Annotated in this window: 15 protein-coding genes; 14 read left to right on the top strand and 1 reads right to left on the bottom strand. The window is 43.5% G+C overall.

Features of this window, described 5'->3' with window-relative positions:
* Position 1: 1 nt before the first annotated feature.
* The 13 genes from ftsL (at position 2) to lpxC (ending at position 15,543) form a co-directional block, all read left to right on the top strand.
* The gene (gene ftsL / locus ACM2FC_RS15140) at positions 2-319 is read left to right on the top strand and encodes a cell division protein FtsL (protein ID WP_498481799.1); all 318 of its coding nucleotides are present in this window, start codon (positions 2-4) and stop codon (positions 317-319) included.
* Positions 316-2,040, top strand: a complete 1,725-nt coding sequence (locus ACM2FC_RS15135) for a penicillin-binding transpeptidase domain-containing protein (RefSeq protein WP_498481798.1) — start codon at positions 316-318, stop codon at positions 2,038-2,040. Before ftsL ends, ACM2FC_RS15135 begins: the two co-directional genes overlap by 4 nt.
* Positions 2,041-2,063: 23 nt before the next feature.
* Positions 2,064-3,551 carry a UDP-N-acetylmuramoyl-L-alanyl-D-glutamate--2,6-diaminopimelate ligase gene (gene murE / locus ACM2FC_RS15130; protein WP_498481797.1) on the top strand — a complete coding sequence of 496 codons (1,488 nt, stop codon included), beginning with the start codon at positions 2,064-2,066 and terminating at the stop codon, positions 3,549-3,551.
* Complete coding sequence (locus tag ACM2FC_RS15125) at positions 3,548-4,909, top strand: UDP-N-acetylmuramoyl-tripeptide--D-alanyl-D-alanine ligase (protein ID WP_498481796.1); 1,362 nt, start codon at positions 3,548-3,550, stop codon at positions 4,907-4,909. Before murE ends, ACM2FC_RS15125 begins: the two co-directional genes overlap by 4 nt.
* Positions 4,906-5,988 (top strand): phospho-N-acetylmuramoyl-pentapeptide-transferase, encoded by a 1,083-nt coding sequence (gene mraY, locus ACM2FC_RS15120; RefSeq protein ID WP_498481795.1) that lies wholly within the window; start codon positions 4,906-4,908, stop codon positions 5,986-5,988. Before ACM2FC_RS15125 ends, mraY begins: the two co-directional genes overlap by 4 nt.
* Positions 5,989-6,000: 12 nt before the next feature.
* Positions 6,001-7,341: a UDP-N-acetylmuramoyl-L-alanine--D-glutamate ligase gene (murD, locus tag ACM2FC_RS15115; protein WP_498481794.1), complete on the top strand. Its 1,341-nt coding sequence runs from the start codon at positions 6,001-6,003 to the stop codon at positions 7,339-7,341.
* A gap of 17 nt (positions 7,342-7,358) precedes the next feature.
* Positions 7,359-8,558, top strand: coding sequence for a cell division protein FtsW (gene ftsW / locus ACM2FC_RS15110; RefSeq protein WP_498481793.1), 1,200 nt, complete (start codon positions 7,359-7,361; stop codon positions 8,556-8,558).
* Positions 8,545-9,606 carry an undecaprenyldiphospho-muramoylpentapeptide beta-N-acetylglucosaminyltransferase gene (gene murG / locus ACM2FC_RS15105; RefSeq protein WP_498481792.1) on the top strand — a complete coding sequence of 354 codons (1,062 nt, stop codon included), beginning with the start codon at positions 8,545-8,547 and terminating at the stop codon, positions 9,604-9,606. Before ftsW ends, murG begins: the two co-directional genes overlap by 14 nt.
* A gap of 12 nt (positions 9,607-9,618) precedes the next feature.
* On the top strand, positions 9,619-11,091 hold the full coding sequence (gene murC / locus ACM2FC_RS15100; protein WP_498481791.1) for a UDP-N-acetylmuramate--L-alanine ligase: 1,473 nt from the start codon (positions 9,619-9,621) through the stop codon (positions 11,089-11,091).
* 152 nt (positions 11,092-11,243) lie between these two features.
* Entirely contained in the window at positions 11,244-12,017 is a 774-nt protein-coding gene (locus ACM2FC_RS15095; protein ID WP_498481790.1) for a cell division protein FtsQ/DivIB, read from the top strand.
* A 1-nt stretch (position 12,018) separates the two neighbouring features.
* On the top strand, positions 12,019-13,281 hold the full coding sequence (ftsA, locus tag ACM2FC_RS15090; protein ID WP_237362962.1) for a cell division protein FtsA: 1,263 nt from the start codon (positions 12,019-12,021) through the stop codon (positions 13,279-13,281).
* Between the two features lie 30 nt (positions 13,282-13,311).
* Positions 13,312-14,526 (top strand): cell division protein FtsZ, encoded by a 1,215-nt coding sequence (gene ftsZ, locus ACM2FC_RS15085; RefSeq protein WP_498481789.1) that lies wholly within the window; start codon positions 13,312-13,314, stop codon positions 14,524-14,526.
* A 99-nt stretch (positions 14,527-14,625) separates the two neighbouring features.
* A complete protein-coding gene (gene lpxC / locus ACM2FC_RS15080; RefSeq protein WP_498481788.1) occupies positions 14,626-15,543 on the top strand; it encodes a UDP-3-O-acyl-N-acetylglucosamine deacetylase in 918 nt (305 codons plus the stop codon).
* A gap of 53 nt (positions 15,544-15,596) precedes the next feature.
* On the opposite strand, the gene ACM2FC_RS15075 is transcribed toward lpxC, so the two are convergent.
* Positions 15,597-16,067, bottom strand: a complete 471-nt coding sequence (locus ACM2FC_RS15075) for a DUF721 domain-containing protein (protein ID WP_498481787.1) — start codon at positions 16,065-16,067, stop codon at positions 15,597-15,599.
* Positions 16,068-16,394: 327 nt separating this feature from the next.
* Here ACM2FC_RS15075 and secA point away from each other — a divergent pair, with 327 nt between their 5' ends.
* Entirely contained in the window at positions 16,395-19,124 is a 2,730-nt protein-coding gene (secA, locus tag ACM2FC_RS15070) for a preprotein translocase subunit SecA (protein ID WP_498481786.1), read from the top strand.
* Positions 19,125-19,167 lie beyond the last annotated feature (43 nt).

Raw genomic sequence — 19,167 nt, 5'->3', positions numbered from 1 at the left:
TATGAAGCAGTCGTCACCCAACTTAGCCAAGATTATTGCCAAAGATTTAGTGACAGTCGGTCGATTGCCTCTCTTGTTGTTGTTTCTGATTTTATTTACTTCTATGGGTGTCGTATTTACCACCTACAATACACGGCTCGCGATCGCTGAAAAGGACAAAACGTTAGTGGCGCGAGAAAAGCTGGATGATGAATGGCGTAACCTACTTCTTGAGGAAACATCATTAGCGGACAGTAGTCGGGTCGAAACAATCGCTAAGACCGAACTTCACATGGTACGACCAGATTCAAGCAAGGAAGTGACTTTTTCAGCCAAATGAAATCAAAAAAATCCAAGTCAAACTCAAAGCCTGAACGCAAGGAAGATACTCACGCGCCGCTACTGATCCGTTGGCGCTTCTACCTTGTAATTTTCTTTGTATTCGTAGCGTTTGCAGCGCTTGTTAGTCGTATTGCCTATATCCAAGTAATAGAGCCCGGAAATCTTATTCATCAAGGGGACATTCGTTCCATTCGAGCCAAAGTTCTTCATTCTGCTCGCGGCATTATTTACGATCGTAACGGCGAACCTCTTGCTGTAAGTGTTCCTGTTGATGCGGTTTGGGCTGATCCAGCAACCATCATAAAAGATGGCGATTTGAAAGACCTTGAGCGATGGTACGCGCTTGCCGACGTATTGGATTTGGACCGCCACGCATTAGTCAATAAGATAAAGAAAAACGCTAAGAAGCGCTTTATCTATATTCAGCGGCAAGTCAGCCCTGCCATGGCGAACTACGTACGAGAGTTAAAAATTAAAGGCGTGGGATTAAAGCACGAATCTCGTCGATATTACCCAGCTGGTGAAGCCAGTGCTCATATTGTGGGTGTTACAGGTATTGATGGCCATGGCTTAGAAGGTGTTGAGCGTAGCTATGACGATTGGCTGACCGGTGAAGCGGGCAAAAGAGTAATACGCAAAGATCGTTATGGTCGTGTGGTGGAGAATATTTCGCTTGAAAAACGCCAAGAAGGTAAGCCGCTTACTTTAACCATTGATCAACGAATTCAAGCTATCGCTTACCGAGCAATTAAACAAGTCGTTGCTGATTATCGAGCAACGTCTGCCTCGGCGGTTTTGATTGACGTAAGAACGGGTGCGATTCTCGCTATGGTTAACGCGCCTTCTTATAATCCCAACAATCGCTCGGATTTAAAGAGCTTCAATATGCGTAACCGGGTCATTACCGATGCATTTGAACCTGGTTCAACGGTGAAACCATTTGTAATTTTGGCTGCACTTGATAGTGGCGCTGCGAAACCGAACACTGTGATTGATACTGGTAATGGCGTTATGCGAGTTGGAGGAAGCTTAGTTACAGATACTGAAAAAGTGGGCAAGGCTGATCTGACGACGATATTGCAAAAATCGAGTAATGTCGGTGTAGCAACGTTGGCCTTGAGAATGCCGATTCAAACACTTCTGCATATGTACAGCGCCGCCGGATTTGGAGAGCTTTCTGGGCTTAACTTAGTTGGTGAAACGACGGGTATATTCCCGAATCGTCGTCGCTGGTCGAAGATTGAAATAGCGACTCTAGCATTTGGTTATGGTTTAAGTATTACGCCTTTACAGCTAGCGCATGCCTACGCCACTTTGGGTAACTACGGTCATTATATGCCCTTGCATATTGTAAAAACCAGCCATCAGGCTGAAGGTCGTCAGGTGTTTGGCCATGAAAATGTTAAACGCGTATTGAAAATGCTGGAGGCCGTAACAGAGCCTGGTGGCTCGGCAGTAAAAGCGGCAGTACCTGGCTACCAAGTCGGGGCTAAAACAGGTACATCTCGTAAAGCAGAAAATGGTGAATATAGCGACGAGTATTTCGCTTATACAGCCGGTATTGCACCAATAAGTAACCCAAGGCTTGCTCTAGCAGTGATGGTGAATGAGCCACAAGGGGATAATTACTACGGCGGTACGGTTGCTAGTCCCGTGTTTGCAAAAATCATGAAAGGTGCTTTGCAAATACTGAATATTCCACCAGATGCGAAGAAATAATCCTAAAAGTAGGAAGCACAATTATGAAGACACAACATACACTAGCAACATTGCTTTCTCCTTGGGTTGAACTATCAAACACGCCATATGCAGCACTTCAAATAAAGGATTTGCAGCTCGATAGTAGGCAAATTTCACCAGGCGATACGTTTGTGGCAATGAATGGGCATGAAGTTGATGGCCGTAAGTTTGTCCCATCAGCGATAAAAAATGGCGCAAATTGCGTCATAGCTGAGGCGAGCAGTCGTAACGAGCATGGATTCATCAATATGGTCGAGGGTGTACCAGTCGTTAATATTGAGAATTTGTCTCACTACTTATCTGAACTATCTGCTCGAATTTATCCTACCGAAAATTGTCGTTTCATAGGTGTTACAGGTACAAATGGTAAAACGACAATTACACAGCTTATAGCACAGTGGCTTGAGCTGGTAGAAACAAAAGCTGCAGTAATGGGTACCACAGGTAACGGCTTTTTGTCGAATTTGCAGCCCGCTGTTAATACAACAGGTAATGCCATTGAAATTCAAAAGACATTACATGAATTAGAACAACAAGGTGCTCAAATTACAGCGCTTGAGGTTTCTTCTCATGGTTTGGTGCAATATCGAGTAAAGGCGACAGAATTCGAAGTTGGCGTCTTTTCAAACCTAAGTCGTGACCACCTTGATTATCATCATACGATGGAAGAGTACGCTAAAGCCAAGCAGTCTCTTTTTACAAAGCACAAAACAAAACATGCGGTCATTAACGCGGATGATGACGTGGGTAAAACTTGGCTCGATGAAATGCCGAATGCCTTGGCTATTTCTTTGCAACCACAGACTGGCGAACAACGTGCTTTATGGGCCAAGAAAGTCAATTACTCAACCAAAGGAATTGAAATACAGTTCGATGGTGAATATGGCAGCGGGAAACTCTCTGTTCCTTTAATCGGCCAATTTAATGCGTCCAATGTCTTGTTGGCTTTTGGTGCTTTATTGGAGTTAGGTATCGACAAAGATATGTTGGTTAATCAGGCGGCAAATATTACCCCAGTGATTGGCAGAATGGAGCTTTTCCAAACGGTAGGCAAAGCGAAAGTGGTTGTCGATTACGCTCATACTCCCGATGCGTTGGAAAAAGCTCTCAAGGCTTTAAAAGTTCACTGTAGTGGAAAGCTTTGGGCGATCTTTGGTTGTGGCGGAGACAGAGATACTGGTAAACGCCCTATGATGGGAGAAATTGCCGAAAGATTGGCAGACTGCGTAATTGTAACGGACGACAATCCACGTAGCGAATCCCCAGACATAATAGTGACAGATATTTTGCGTGGTACTAATACACCGAATGCCGTTTTGGTTGAACATAACCGATTCAAAGCTCTCACTCACGCAATCAACACAGCAAACCCTGAAGACATTATTCTTCTTGCAGGGAAAGGACACGAAGACTATCAGGTAATAGGGCAAGAGACCGTTCATTATTCTGACAGAGAGTCTGCCCAAACTTTACTAGGACTCATCTCATGATAAAAGTTTCACTTCAAACATTAACTCAAGTGCTCGATGCAAAATTGATTGGCCAGAGTATAGAAATAGATTCTGTTTCCACTGACACCAGAAATATCGAATCTGGAGCATTGTTTATTGCACTGGTCGGAGAGCGTTTCGACGCACATAATTTCGTTGAGCAAGCTATCGAGTCCGGTGCTTGCGCTTTGCTGGTTTCGTCTGAGCAAAAAGTATCGGTACCTCAACTTGTGGTAGAAGATACGAAACTCGCTCTGGGTAAGTTTGGCGCTTGGGTGCATCAACAATGTGAAACGAAAACGGCGGCAATCACTGGTAGCTGTGGTAAGACAACAGTAAAAGAGATGTTAAGCAGTATTTTGTCTCGGGCTGGAAAAGTGATGTATACACAAGGTAATTTTAACAACGATATTGGCGTGCCGTTGACACTGTTGCGTTCTGCTCCAGAAGACAAATTCGCAGTGATTGAGCTCGGAGCTAACCATATCGGTGAAATTGCTTATACCACGCAGCTAGTTAAGCCAGATGTGGCATTAGTCAATAACGTTGCAGAAGCACACCTTGAAGGGTTTGGCTCAATTGAAGGTGTGAAAATTGCCAAGGGCGAAATTTACCAAGGTTTATCTGCGGGTGGCAGCGCCATTCTCAACTTGGATAGTTGCGGTGAAGAGCTGTGGACAGATGTTCTAAAAGATAAAAAAGTCAGAACTTTTTCCGTGACCAATCCTCAGGCTGACTTTTTCGCCTCTTGTGTAATGATGAATTCAAAAGGTGAAGCCGATTTTGTATTACATACGCCACGCGGCTCTGCAGAAATCCAGCTTGCTATTGTTGGAGAACATAATATTGCCAACGCGTTAGCGGCATCCGCTCTAGCGTTAGAAATGGATGTTAGCCTTGAAGATATCCAAGCTGGTTTAGCGCACCTATCGAATGTGAAAGGGCGAGTGGAAGTTATCAAATTAACTGATAACATAACGCTCATTGATGATAGCTATAATGCGAGTGTTCCAGCAATGAAAGCAGCTGCGGATTTGCTTGATTGTTATTCTAGTAAAAAGTGGTTAATTCTTGCTTACATGGCGGAGCTTGGCAGTGAAAGTGAAAGCTTGCATAAAGAAGTAGCAGAACATGCTGCTCAGTATGGTTTTGACCATGTTTTAACATATGGTGACGATGCAAAAGTAATTAGCCAACTCTGTCACGGAAATCACTTCGAAAGCCATAACGACTTGATATCTTACGTAAATCATCATCTATCATTAGAAGAAAAATACCAACACACATTATTAGTCAAAGGGGCAAATAGCGCTCGAATGTTCGAAATTGCTGCGTCTTTGAAGGAGAAATATTCATGATTATTTGGCTTGCGCAGTTGTTACAGCCATACTTTTCTTTCTTTCGATTGTTTGAATACTTATCGTTCAGAGCTATTTTCAGTATCATAACAGCATTATCTTTGTCCCTTTGGATGGGGCCGATTGTCATTAGACGGCTGCAGAAGTTACAAATTGGTCAAGTTGTTCGCAACGATGGGCCTGAATCTCACTTTAGTAAGCAAGGCACTCCAACAATGGGCGGGATAATGATTCTCGCTTCTATTATTATTACCGTACTACTTTGGACAGATCTTACCAACCCTTATGTGTGGGCAGTACTAGCGGTGCTTACGGGTTACGGTATTGTTGGGTTTGTTGATGACTACAGAAAAGTCGTTCACAAGAACACTGATGGTTTGATTGCGCGATGGAAATACTTTTGGCAGTCAGCTATTGCACTTGTTGTTGCTTTCGCATTGTATGTTCACGGTAAAGATACCGCAGCAACTCAGCTTGTCGTCCCGTTTTTTAAAGATGTGATGCCGCAGCTTGGTTTCTTTTATATTATTCTCAGCTATTTCGTTATTGTTGGGACGAGCAATGCGGTTAACTTAACTGATGGCCTAGATGGTTTAGCGATCATGCCAACGGTGCTTGTGTCTGCTGGTATGGCAGCGATTGCTTGGGCAACCGGCAACTTCAATTTCGCTAATTATCTTCATATTCCTTATATTCCTCTTACCTCTGAACTTGTGGTGGTTTGTACTGCAATGGTCGGTGCTGGGCTCGGTTTCTTGTGGTTTAACACTTATCCAGCTCAAGTTTTTATGGGTGATGTGGGCTCGCTCGCGCTTGGTGGCGCACTTGGAACCATCTCTGTTTTGGTTAGACAAGAATTTGTTTTGGTCATCATGGGGGGTGTATTTGTGATGGAAACCGTCTCCGTCATCCTTCAAGTGGGTTCTTATAAGCTACGCGGGCAAAGAATTTTCCGTATGGCACCAATTCACCACCATTATGAGCTAAAAGGATGGCCTGAGCCGCGAGTGATTGTACGATTTTGGATTATTTCCATTGTGTTAGTTTTGATTGGTTTGGCAACGCTAAAAGTTCGATAGTAGGGTTTGGTTGTGACAGACATAAAAGCTGTAGATCCTTGGCTAGATATTGCCAATGTTGTTGTAGTCGGACTTGGTATCACAGGGCTATCTGTGGTCAACTTTCTGAAAAACCGTCCGAATAACTTATCCATTAAAGTCATGGATACTAGAGCTGAGCCTCCTGGAAAAGAGCAGCTTTCTAATGAGGTCGAACTTCATTCTGGTGGATGGCATTTAGATTGGCTTCTAAATTCAGACTTGATTGTACTCAGCCCTGGTATCGCTTTAGCAACACCAGAGATTCAAGAAGCAATGAAGCGTGGCATTAAAGTGGTTGGTGATATAGAGCTATTTGCTTGGCACGTGGATAAACCAGTACTGGCAATCACAGGCTCCAATGGTAAGAGCACCGTAACAGACCTGACGGGAGTGCTGGCAAATGCTTGTGGAATTAATACAGGAGTTGGCGGGAACATAGGGTTACCTGCTCTTGACTTGCTAAAGAGCGATCATGATCTTTATGTTCTTGAACTTTCGAGCTTTCAGCTTGAAACCACATCTAGCCTGCGCACAGCCGCATCTGCTTTTTTAAACCTGTCAGAAGATCATATGGATCGCTATGACTCTATGGAAGATTATCGTCAGGCGAAATTAAGAGTTTTCGACAATGCTGAGTGCTGCGTAGTGAATTCTGAAGACGTGGAAACCTACCCAAACAATCCCACTCAAAGTAAGATCGTCGAGTTTGGTCTTAACAATAGTGCCCGATATGGTGTGGTTTCTGTTAAAGGCGAAGAATATTTATCTGTAAATAGTCAGCCTTTAATTGCTACCAAGAACCTTTCTTTAGTTGGTCGGCACAACGTTGCGAATGCTTTGGTATGCCTCGCTTTACTTGAACAAGCTGGCGTTGACTACTCCCTAGGTTTTGATGCACTTAAATCTTACAATGGTTTGACGCATCGCTGTCAGGTAGTGGTTGATAAAAAAGGTATAAAGTGGGTTAACGATTCAAAGGCAACCAATGTTGCGAGTACCGCTGCTGCGCTAGCCGGTTTGGATTGTAAAGGTACGCTTTACTTGTTAGTCGGTGGTGAAGGTAAAGGTGCAGATTTTTCTGAGCTTGGTGAACATTTATCTTTTGTTGATGTAAAGCTTTGCTGTTTTGGCAAAGACGCTGCTCAATTTATGCCGTTGCACCCATCTGCTGAGCAATTTGACACCATGCACGATGTAATTAAATCGATAGCCCCGTTATTAAAGGAACATGATATGGTGATGCTATCACCTGCATGTGCAAGTTTTGATCAGTTCAAAAACTTTATGGTTCGAGGAGAAGCGTTTACCGAGCTCGCTCAGAAGTACGCTTAACAGGGTTGTTACTAAATATGCAAATAAAGGGTTCCGCAATTAGTGTCAAGCGGTGGCTGGCAAAGCCGTCCGCTGAAGCGTTGTTTGACAGGCAGTTAGTTTGGATCTCTTTAGGGCTAATGGCTTTCGGCCTGATTATGGTAACTTCCGCTTCTTTTCCCGTGAGTACTAGACTAACGGGGCAACCTTTCTATTTTATGACAAGACACGCAATATTTTTGCTTTTGTCACTTGGCGTCTCTTCCATTGTATTGCAAATTCCAACAGAGAAGTGGTTGAAATATAGCTCTTGGTTGCTAGCCATTTCTTTTTTCATGCTCATTGTGGTGTTAATTGGTGGTCGCTCAGTCAATGGGGCCTCCCGTTGGATCCCTCTTGGTTTTTTTAACTTACAGCCAGCAGAAGTTTCCAAGCTCTCTCTATTTATATTTATGGCGGGTTATTTGGTTCGTAAGCAAAGCGAAGTACGGGAAACGTTTTTTGGCGGCTTTATGAAGCCTATTATGGTTTTTGGCGCGCTCGCAGTGTTGCTTTTAGGCCAGCCGGATTTAGGCACTGTCATTGTTATGCTGGTCACCTTGTTTGGCATGTTATTTATCGCCGGTGCCAAGCTCTCACAATTTATTGCTCTGATGATGGCTGGTGTTGCTGCGGTGGTTGGCTTGATTTTAGCTGAGCCTTACCGTATTCGCCGGGTTACTTCTTTTATGGATCCTTGGCAAGACCCATTTGGTAGTGGGTATCAGCTTACTCAATCTCTCATCGCCTTTGGTCGCGGTGGGTGGTTTGGTCAAGGCTTAGGCAATTCCATACAAAAACTAGAATATCTTCCAGAGGCGCACACCGACTTTGTTTTTGCCGTTATTGCTGAAGAGCTCGGCATTGTAGGTGTGGTGTTGGTGTTAATGTTGATTTTTAGCTTGGTGTTTAAAGCGATAATGATTGGTAAAAGAGCTTTTGAAGAAGGACAAAATTTTGGTGGTTACTTAGCAATAGGTATCGGCATTTGGTTTGCCTTTCAAACGTTAGTTAACGTCGGTGCAGCCGCCGGTATTATGCCAACGAAAGGTCTAACGCTGCCTTTGATTAGTTATGGCGGATCGAGCTTAGTGGTAATGTCGGTCGCGGTAGCTATTCTATTGCGAATTGATTATGAGTGTCGATTAAAAAAACGAAATGACCAGTTAGCGGAACAAAGCTCTGATGACAAAGAATAAACGATTAATGGTGATGGCCGGTGGTACAGGCGGTCATATATTTCCAGGATTAGCGGTAGCTAAAAAACTTCAGGAGCAAGGCTGGGAAATTCGATGGCTAGGAACATCTGATCGAATGGAAGCAGACTTAGTGCCCAAGCATGGAATCGAGATTGATTTTATTAAAGTTAAAGGTTTGCGAGGGAAAGGTCCACTGCGACTAATAGGCGCGCCATTTCAGATTGCTAATGCGGTACTTCAGGCCAGACGACATATGAAAAATTGGCGTCCTGATGCGGTATTAGGTATGGGGGGGTACGTCAGTGGTCCAGGAGGTGTTGCTGCTTGTACGCTTGGAATTCCCATCGTTTTGCACGAACAAAATGCGGTGGCAGGATTAACCAATCGCTGGTTATCAAAGATTGCTAACAAAGTCTTTCAAGCCTTCTCTGGTGCTTTTCCTTCCGCTGAAGTGGTAGGTAATCCAGTACGAGAAGATGTCGTGGCTTTGCCAAATCCAGATGAAAGATTTAAGGGACGGCAAGGACCTATTCGTATTCTGGTCATGGGCGGTAGCCAAGGAGCAAGAGTTCTGAACCAGACATTGCCTAGTGTGATGGCAAGCTTAGGCGAAGGGTTTGAGGTTTTGCATCAAGCAGGAAAAGGTAGCAAAGAGAGCGTTATTCAAGCATATAAAGATAATCATGTTCAAAATGCTTCGGTAGTTGAGTTTATCAGTGATGTGGCGGAATCTTACGCATGGGCTGATTTATTGATATGCCGCTCTGGTGCTTTGACTGTATCTGAAGTTGCAGCAGCTGGAGTTGGTGCTATATTCGTCCCCTTTATGCATAAAGATAGGCAGCAAGCTCTTAATGCCGAACAGTTGATCGAATGCTCAGCCGCGAAAATGATTGAACAACCTGATCTTAGTGTTGAAAAATTGGCTGGAGAAATACGTCAGCTAGACCGAGAAAGCTTGCTTGATATGGCAAATAAAGCCAGAGAAACTGCAAAGGTTAATGCCGATAGTGTAGTCGCCGAAGCTATTGTCGCTATAGCGAATTAACGAGAATTATAAATGACTGTTAAACATACTCAAAATTTAGCTCGAATTCGAGCGGTTGTTCCTGAAATGCGCCGAGTGGAGTGTATCCACTTTGTTGGTATTGGTGGTGCGGGAATGAGCGGAATAGCTGAAGTATTGCTCAATGAAGGTTATAAGATCACCGGTTCTGATATTGCACACAATCTGGTAACTGAACGCCTTGAAAGTAAAGGTGCTAAGGTTTATATCGGCCACCAGAAGTCCAACATAGAACAAGCCAGCGTGGTGGTCGTTTCTACGGCTATAAATGAAGAGAACCCAGAAATCCTAGCCGCACGTGAGCTGCGCATTCCTATCGTGAGGCGAGCTGAAATGCTAGCTGAATTGATGAGATTCAGACATGGGATCGCTGTAGCGGGCACGCACGGAAAAACTACGACAACTGCATTAGTGACGCAGATTTATTCTGAGGCTAATCTCGATCCTACCTTTGTAAACGGGGGCTTGGTAAAAAGTGCGGGAACCAATGCACGATTGGGCTCAAGCCGAATTCTGATTGCTGAAGCGGACGAAAGTGATGCGTCATTCTTACACCTCCAACCAATGGTGAGCATCGTAACGAATATCGAAGCTGATCATATGGATACCTATGGTGGTGATTTTGAAACGCTAAAACAAACGTTTGTAGATTTTTTGCACAAGTTGCCGTTTTATGGTCAAGCGATTTTGTGTGTCGACGACCCAGTTGTACGAGAGTTGATCCCCCAAGTGAGTCGCCAAGTTGTCACTTATGGTTTTTCTGATGATGCAGATGTAAGAATAGAAAATTATCGTCAAGAGCGTCAGCAAGGTAAATTTACCGTCGTAAGGGAAGGCAAAGAGAGCTTATCTATAACGTTAAATATTCCGGGTCGGCACAATGCTTTAAATGCAGCAGCAGCCATCGCTGTCGCCACTGAAGATGATATTTCTGACGAAGCAATCCTGAAAGCGATGGAAAGTACACAGGGTACAGGACGGCGCTTCGAGCATCTTGGTGAGTTTGAAACAGGGAATGGTAAAGCTATGCTGGTTGACGACTATGGTCATCACCCAACCGAAGTTGATGTCACTATAAAGGCAGCCAGAAATGGATGGAAAGACAAACGTTTAGTCATGATATTTCAGCCCCATAGATATAGTCGTACTCGAGATTTGTATGACGACTTCGCCAATGTGCTTGATCAAGTAGATGTGCTAGTTATGCTGGACGTTTACGCTGCAGGTGAAAAGCCAATTTCTGGTGCCGATGGTAAGGCGTTGTGCCGAACAATTCGGGGAAGAGGTAAGCTAGATCCGATTTTTGTGCCTGATAGCAAGACGTTACCCTCAGTTTTGGCTAATGTTTTACAAGATGGTGATTTAGTATTAACCCAAGGTGCGGGAGATATTGGCAAAGTAGCGAAGTCGCTAGAGTCTCTGGAGTTAAATATCAATAAGATGAAGAATGCATATAAATCGAATTGATGCTGTGATCCAGTTAACTAAATAGTGAGTTTTACGTGTATTTTTGACGTTTTCATTGTTTGATAACTTTGACTTCCTCAGTATAATTCGAAAGTTACGGTAAATTGTCTTTTGAGAAACTGGTTTATTAGTGAGTGCAGGGATAACGGATTTTGGATGAAAGTGCTTTAGATAAAAGCCCGAAAGTATCAAAATATCCATTTTTAAAAGAGCACGCCGCTGGCATTAGCTTTTTGTTGGTAGTGTTACTGTTAGTCGGTTTTTTCCTCTATATAACGGTTTCTTGGATGTGGGATGAGCAACGTTTGCCATTATCCAAGATGGTTATTCAAGGGGACCTGCACCATGTAACGGCAAAAGATGTTCAGCAATCATTGGCCAAGTTAGGACATCTCGGGACATTTATGTCTCAGGATGTAAACTCTCTGCAGCAAGCGATGCTGACGATACCTTGGGTAGCTCGTGCTTCAATACGTAAGCAATGGCCGGATACGATCAATGTCTACCTAACTGAATATCAGGCGGTAGCTATTTGGAATGGCAATGAGTTGCTAAATAAACAAGGAAAAGTATTCAATGGCAATATAGGCCAATTACAAGGTAGCCGAGTGAAGCTTTATGGGCCTAAAGGGACTAGTGAGCAGGTTTTAGACTTATGGGAACAAATTAACCCAAAATTTAACCAGCTAGGACTCAATATTAGTTCGGTAGTGTTTAATGAGCGTGGAGCTTGGCAGATTATCCTTGGCAATGGTGTTAGGTTAGAGCTTGGTAAAGATGCACTGCACGAACGAATTGCTCGATTCATCTCTTTGTATAAGCAATTAGGAAATAAAGCTGACAAAGTCAGTTACGTCGATCTTAGATACGATACGGGAGCAGCTGTGGGATGGCTTCCAGACGAAGAATCAAAGCAAGAGAGTTAAAATGACAAAATCCTCTGACGACAACTTAATTGTTGGTCTAGATATCGGGACTGCAACCGTATCAGCTTTGGTAGGTGAACTTTTACCAGATGGTCAAATTAACATAATAGGTGCAGGAACTAGCCCTTCTAGGGGAATGGATAAAGGTGGAGTTAACGATCTGGAATCTGTCGTTAAGTCCGTGCAAAGAGCCATTGATCAGGCTGAGCTAATGGCAGAATGCCAAATTAGTAGCGTCTTCATTTCTCTGTCAGGCCGACATATCGCGAGCCGAATTGAAAAAGGAATGGGAACCATTTCAGACGAGGAAGTGTCCCAAGAAGATATGGATCGCGCGATACACACCGCAAAATCAATAAAAATTGGTGATGAACAGCGTATATTACATGTTATTCCTCAAGAATTTACTATTGACTACCAAGAAGGGATAAAAAATCCTCTTGGATTGTCTGGTGTGCGTATGGAAGTTAGCGTGCATCTAATTTCTTGCCATAATGATATGGCAAGGAATATTATCAAAGCAGTGGAGCGTTGCGGCTTGAAGGTAGAGCAGATCGTCTATTCTGGTCTTGCGGCAAGCAATGCTGTTATTACCGAAGATGAAAGAGAGCTTGGCGTTTGCGTGGTTGATATCGGTGCAGGAACAATGGATGTTTCTATATGGACGGGAGGAGCTCTTCGTCACACTGAGGTATTTTCTTATGCCGGAAATGCCGTTACAAGTGATATCGCTTTTGCCTTTGGGACGCCAGTCAGTGACGCTGAAGAAATTAAAGTTAAATATGGATGTGCACTCAGTGAATTGGTCAGTAAAGATGACGCAGTTAACGTTCCTAGCGTTGGCGGGCGTCCATCGCGCAGTTTACAGCGACAAACCTTGTCGGAAGTGATTGAACCTCGCTACACTGAATTAATGGGGTTAGTCAATCAAACGATTGATACTGTCCAAGAGAAACTGAGAGAGGAAGGTATCAAACATCATTTAGCAGCTGGTGTAGTGCTTACTGGTGGCGCTGCTCAGATCGAAGGTTTGATAGAGTGCGCGGAAAGAGTATTTCGCAATCAAGTACGCGTGGGAAAACCACTAGAAGTTAGTGGTCTCACAGATTATGTAAAAGAGCCGTATCATTCTACGGCTGTTGGTTTACTTCATTATGCAAAAGACGGTCAAGTTATTGACGACTCAGAATACAGAGAGCCTAAAAGGCAAGCTGTATCGAGTCTTTTTGGGCGCGTGCGTAATTGGATACAAAAAGAGTTTTAACCTGATAAGCAGGAAAAACGGAGATAACACATGTTTGAACCGATGATGGAAATGTCTGACGATGCTGTAATCAAAGTCGTTGGAGTAGGTGGCGGCGGTGGTAATGCTGTTGAACACATGGTGCGTGAATCTATCGAAGGCGTGGAATTCATTAGTGTTAATACGGATGCGCAAGCACTCCGTAAAACTAGCGTTAATAGTGTCATTCAAATTGGTGGCGATATCACCAAGGGCCTTGGGGCGGGGGCAAACCCTCAAGTCGGACGCGATGCTGCATTAGAAGATAAAGATAGAATTAAAGAAGTTCTTACTGGTGCCGATATGGTATTTATAGCAGCCGGTATGGGTGGCGGAACTGGAACTGGTGCAGCTCCAGTTATCGCAGAAGTAGCGAAAGAGCTAGGCATCCTAACTGTTGCTGTAGTAACTAAACCGTTTAGTTTTGAAGGTAAGAAACGGTTAGCTTTTGCTGAGCAAGGTATAGAAGAATTATCTAAGCATGTGGATTCGTTAATCACGATTCCAAATGAGAAGTTGTTAAAAGTACTTGGACGAGGCGTTACGTTATTGGAAGCATTTGCGAGTGCCAATGACGTTCTTAAAAATGCAGTACAAGGTATTGCTGAATTGATTACTCGTCCAGGAATGATTAACGTCGACTTTGCAGATGTAAGAACGGTAATGTCGGAAATGGGTCACGCAATGATGGGAAGTGGTATTTCCAAAGGCGAAGACAGAGCAGAAGAAGCTGCTGAAACAGCGATCTCTAGCCCACTTCTTGAAGATATCGATCTTGCTGGTGCTCGTGGTGTTCTTGTTAACATCACTGCTGGTTTGGATATGCGTCTTGATGAATTCGAGACAGTGGGTAATACTGTAAAAGCGTTTGCATCTGATAACGCGACTGTCGTAATTGGTACATCGTTGGATCCTGATATGTCTGAGGAAATCCGAGTAACAGTTGTCGCGACAGGCATTGGAAACGAAAGAAAGCCAGATATTACGCTTGTTGCAGGAGGGAAGAGCAAGCCAGCTCAGCCACAGCAGCAGGTCATTACCCCGCAACCTTCAGTAAAAGTTGAAGAAAAACCGGCACAACCTTTGCAGGGAAATAACCAGGTGACTCCTCAGCCGTCTTCACCTGCTACGCCTTCGACGGCAAGCAGTCAAAATACGGCACCTAAGACAGAAAAAGAGAGTGGTTATCTAGATATACCGGCATTTTTACGTCGCCAGGCTGATTAAATGTTAATCATAATTTGACACTGTTCATAATTATGGTAGGATGCGCGGTCGATGACGGATTTGACCGTGATTTAAAGCACTTGGGATTGAGGCAAGTAAATGATCAGACAACGTACCTTAAAAGAGATTGTCAAGACAACAGGCGTAGGCTTGCATTCTGGTCGTAAAGTCACTTTGACCCTGCGTCCAGCAGCGGCGAATACTGGTATCGTTTACCGTAGAACGGATTTGGAGCAACCTGTTGATTTTCCAGCGGATCCAGAATCAGTTCGTGATACTATGCTTTGTACAGCTCTTGTTAACGACGAAGGTGTTCGTATTTCAACAGTCGAGCATTTAAATGCTGCACTTGCTGGTATGGGAATAGACAACATTATTGTTGAAGTTGACGCTCCAGAAATCCCAATCATGGATGGCAGTGCTAACCCGTTTGTTTATCTTATTCAACAAGCGGGAATCGAAACACTTAATACGCCTAAGCGTTATATTCGTATTAAAAAGCCCGTTCGTTTTGAAGAAGACGATAAGTGGGCAGAGCTTCGTCCTTATAACGGTTTCCGTATGGACTTTGAAATCGAGTTTAATCATCCTGCTATCGATGCCGATCAGCAGCATCTTCTTTTCGATTTCTCGTCTCAAGGATTTGTGAAGGAAATTTCTCGCGCTCGTACTTTTGGTTTCATGCAAGATATTGAATATCTCCAATCGCAGCGTTTATGTTTAGGTGGTAGCTTTGATTGTGCCATTGTTTTAGATGAATATCGCATCTTGAATGAAGAAGGCCTTCGATTCGACAACGAATTTGTTACTCATAAAGTGCTTGATGCAATTGGTGATTTATATATGTGTGGTCATGCAATTGTAGGAGAGTTTAAAGCATTTAAATCTGGTCATGGCCTGAATAACAAGCTACTTCGAGCAGTATTGGCTGACCAAGAAGCTTGGGAGTGGGCTACATTTGAAGAAGAAGTAGGATCCCCAGTTGCTTTTGCCGATCCAAATGTAGTTGTGGCTTGATCGCTAATAACATCGAGTTATAAAAACCAGACTTCGGTCTGGTTTTTTTGTACTTAGTCTTTTTCGTGTGTTTTTTTATTCGCTAAGTTGGCAATACGCTCTAGCTGCTTTTTCACTTTATCTGGCGCTTGCTGTGAAATCATCAATAATGTTTGCGCTGTAGCCTCAGAAATAACTCGCGAAGAAGGTTTCTCTTTGCTTTTAATATTTTGAATCTGTTTATAAAGTTCTGGGTTTATTTTCACTTCGACAGACACCAAATTAGCAAACCCAGATCTTCTTAGCTGGTTTAAAATTGCCAGTCTTTCATATTCTAGTTTAAGTTTCATCGCGCCGCTGGCTACTTCTAATATCAGCATGTTGCCTCGAATGTTTGCTGCGCGGCAATGTTCTGCCAGTGATCGATTTAAGATCGACTTTAGACACGCGTTGATCTTAATGATCTCTTCTGTGTGACGTTGAATGTCTGCAAGCTTCGAATGAGCAATGATTTCATTCGTGGTGGTAGGCCGATGATCTCTCATGGATACCTCTAAAATTGTAATCTGATCTCATTTTATACTCTGGACTATTGATTTGCTAAGCTAAAATTAACCATCTAACTTGTCTCGTTGTCGTTTTTTCTTAAAAAACTAAAAAGAATCTCAAACAATTTGTATTGATAATGGTTGTTCGCCCTAAAATTCCTTACACTAGGACCTTTAATTTTTGAATTCGGCTTGAAATTCAGCGTCATCACCTCAATGTACCAGATACATGATGTATCTCAGTATCGTTAGTAAGAAATAGTTAGAGACTGAAGGCACGCAAGTGGACGGAAAAATGTCGAAGAAAAGAGAGATTCGCAGCAAATGATATCTAAGCTACTGACAATGTTAGTTGGCAGCCGTAACGAAAGAACACTACGCCGCCTTAAAAAAATTGTTAAAGAAATAAATAATTATGAGCCTTCTTTTGAGGCACTTAGCGATGAAGAGCTAAAAGCTAAGACAGTGGAGTTTCGCCAACGTATAGAAAAAGGCGAAACGCTTGACCAATTACTTCCAGAAGCATTCGCTACGGTTCGTGAAGCCTCTAAGCGTGTGTTTGGAATGCGTCACTTCGATGTACAGCTTATCGGTGGTATGGTTCTTAATGCTGGCCAAATCGCAGAGATGCGTACTGGTGAAGGTAAAACACTAACCGCTACGTTACCGGCCTACCTAAACGCTTTGCCTAGCAAAGGTGTCCACGTTGTAACAGTCAACGATTACCTAGCAGCGCGTGATGCCGAGACAAACCGTCCACTATTTGAATTCCTAGGAATGACAGTTGGTATTAACGTACCAAATATGATTCCTGAAGAGAAAAAAGAGGCTTATAAAGCAGATATTCTTTATGGCACAAACAATGAGTTTGGCTTTGATTATTTGCGCGACAACATGGCATTCAGAAATGAAGATCGCGTTCAACGCGAGCGCTTCTTTGCTGTAGTCGATGAAGTCGACTCGATTCTAATCGATGAAGCTCGTACACCGCTTATTATTTCTGGTCCAGCTGAGGACAGCTCTGATCTTTATACCCGTATCAACAAACTGATTCCTTATCTAGAAAAACAAGATAAAGAGGATGATGAAGAATACCGTGGTGATAAGCACTACACCGTTGATGAAAAGCAGAAACAAGTTCACTTGACGGAAACAGGTCAGGAGTACGTGGAAGAACTGCTTATTAAGAATGGCTTAATGGAAGAGGGAGATACGCTATATTCTCCTGCCAACATAAGCTTACTACATCACGTTAATGCGGCACTTCGTGCTCACGTGCTTTTCGAAATCAACGTTGATTATATCGTTGATGAAAAAGGCGAAATCGTTATCGTTGATGAACATACCGGTCGTACGATGCCTGGTCGTCGTTGGTCAGAAGGTCTTCACCAAGCTGTTGAAGCAAAAGAAGGCGTAAAGATTCAAAACGAAAACCAAACACTGGCTTCAATCACTTTCCAGAACTACTTCCGTCTATACGAAAAGCTATCTGGTATGACAGGTACTGCCGATACTGAAGCTTTCGAATTTAAATCGATTTACGACTTAGAGACGGTAGTTATCCCAACGAACCGCCCAATGGTTCGTGATGACATGCCGGATGTGGTTTATCGTACGGAAGCTGAGAAATTCAACGCCATTATTGAAGACATTAAAGGTCGCGTTGAGAAAGGTCAGCCATCTCTTGTTGGTACGGTCTCGATTGAAAAATCAGAACTGCTTTCTAATGCACTGAAAAATGCCAAGATTAAGCACAATGTATTGAACGCCAAGTTCCACGAAAAAGAAGCGGAAATTGTAGCAGAAGCGGGTGCACCAGGTGCTGTGACTATTGCAACCAACATGGCAGGTCGTGGTACCGATATCATGTTAGGTGGTAGTTGGCAGACTAAAGTTGAGCAGCTTGAAAACCCAACTGAAGAACAGATTGAGGCAATTAAAGCGGACTGGAAGGAAGTTCACGACAAAGTTCTAGAAGCTGGTGGTTTGCATATCATTGGTACTGAGCGTCATGAATCTCGCCGTATCGATAACCAGTTGCGTGGTCGTGCAGGCCGTCAAGGTGATGCAGGTTCTTCACGCTTCTATCTATCTATGGAAGATAGTTTATTACGTATCTTCACTTCCGATCGCATGGCAAGCTTAATCCAAAGCGGTATGGAAGAGGGTGAAGCAATTGAAAGTAAGATGCTATCTCGCTCAATCGAAAAAGCGCAGCGTAAAGTAGAAGGCCGCAACTTCGATATCCGTAAGCAGCTTCTTGAATACGATGACGTAGCAAACGATCAACGCCGCGCCGTTTATGAGCTTCGTGATGAGCTAATGGGTTCGGACGACATCAGCGAAATGATGGATCAAAACCGCGATGACGTACTCAACGCTATTATTGACGAATACATTCCACCTCAATCACTCGAAGATATGTGGGATATTCCAGCCCTTGAAGAACGCTTGAAAAATGATTTCGACTTGCACCTGCCTATTAAGCAGTGGCTTGAAGAAGATGACAAGTTATATGAAGAAGCACTGCGTGAAAAAGTGGTGGCTGAATCTGTAGCAATTTATCGTGAGAAAGAAGAAGCGGTTGGCCCAGAAGTTCTAAGAAACTTCGAGAAGTCAGTCATGCTGCAAACTCTAGATACTTTGTGGAAAGAGCACTTGGCAGCGATGGATCATTTGCGTCAAGGTATTCACTTACGTGGTTACGCACAAAAAGATCCAAAACAAGAGTACAAGCGAGAATCGTTTGAGTTATTTGAAGGTTTGCTGGAAGCACTGAAATTTGACGTTATTAGTGTTTTGTCGAAAGTACGTGTACAGCAGCAAGAAGAAGTTGAACGTATGGAAGCTCAGCGTCGTGCAGCAGCAGAAGCGGCAGCAAAATTGGCGCAAGCTCAGCACAGTCAGGCGCACAGCCAGTTTGATGATGGTGAGGCTCCTGAGCCGGTTCAGCAACAGCCTATGGTGCGTGAAGAGCGTAAAGTTGGCCGAAACGAGCCTTGTCCATGTGGCAGTGGGAAAAAGTACAAACAGTGCCATGGCAAAATAGCCTAAACAAACATACTAAGAGTCGCTAAGGCGGCTCTTTTTTTAGCCT

The organism is Vibrio sp. A37 (genome assembly GCF_059777565.1).
Note: the sequence above shows the minus strand (reverse complement) of the source record. Positions and strands in the feature narration are given on the sequence as shown.

What these genes read in the sequence shown, in the direction of transcription:
- ftsL (WP_498481799.1), top strand. Translation starts at nt 2, where the DNA reads ATGAAGCAGTCGTCACCCAACTTAGCCAAGATTATTGCCAAAGATTTA.
- ACM2FC_RS15135 (WP_498481798.1), top strand. Translation starts at nt 316, where the DNA reads ATGAAATCAAAAAAATCCAAGTCAAACTCAAAGCCTGAACGCAAGGAA.
- murE (WP_498481797.1), top strand. Translation starts at nt 2,064, where the DNA reads ATGAAGACACAACATACACTAGCAACATTGCTTTCTCCTTGGGTTGAA.
- ACM2FC_RS15125 (WP_498481796.1), top strand. Translation starts at nt 3,548, where the DNA reads ATGATAAAAGTTTCACTTCAAACATTAACTCAAGTGCTCGATGCAAAA.
- mraY (WP_498481795.1), top strand. Translation starts at nt 4,906, where the DNA reads ATGATTATTTGGCTTGCGCAGTTGTTACAGCCATACTTTTCTTTCTTT.
- ftsW (WP_498481793.1), top strand. Translation starts at nt 7,359, where the DNA reads ATGCAAATAAAGGGTTCCGCAATTAGTGTCAAGCGGTGGCTGGCAAAG.
- murG (WP_498481792.1), top strand. Translation starts at nt 8,545, where the DNA reads ATGACAAAGAATAAACGATTAATGGTGATGGCCGGTGGTACAGGCGGT.
- murC (WP_498481791.1), top strand. Translation starts at nt 9,619, where the DNA reads ATGACTGTTAAACATACTCAAAATTTAGCTCGAATTCGAGCGGTTGTT.
- ftsA (WP_237362962.1), top strand. Translation starts at nt 12,019, where the DNA reads ATGACAAAATCCTCTGACGACAACTTAATTGTTGGTCTAGATATCGGG.
- ftsZ (WP_498481789.1), top strand. Translation starts at nt 13,312, where the DNA reads ATGTTTGAACCGATGATGGAAATGTCTGACGATGCTGTAATCAAAGTC.
- lpxC (WP_498481788.1), top strand. Translation starts at nt 14,626, where the DNA reads ATGATCAGACAACGTACCTTAAAAGAGATTGTCAAGACAACAGGCGTA.
- ACM2FC_RS15075 (WP_498481787.1), bottom strand. Translation starts at nt 16,067, where the DNA reads ATGAGAGATCATCGGCCTACCACCACGAATGAAATCATTGCTCATTCG.
- secA (WP_498481786.1), top strand. Translation starts at nt 16,395, where the DNA reads ATGATATCTAAGCTACTGACAATGTTAGTTGGCAGCCGTAACGAAAGA.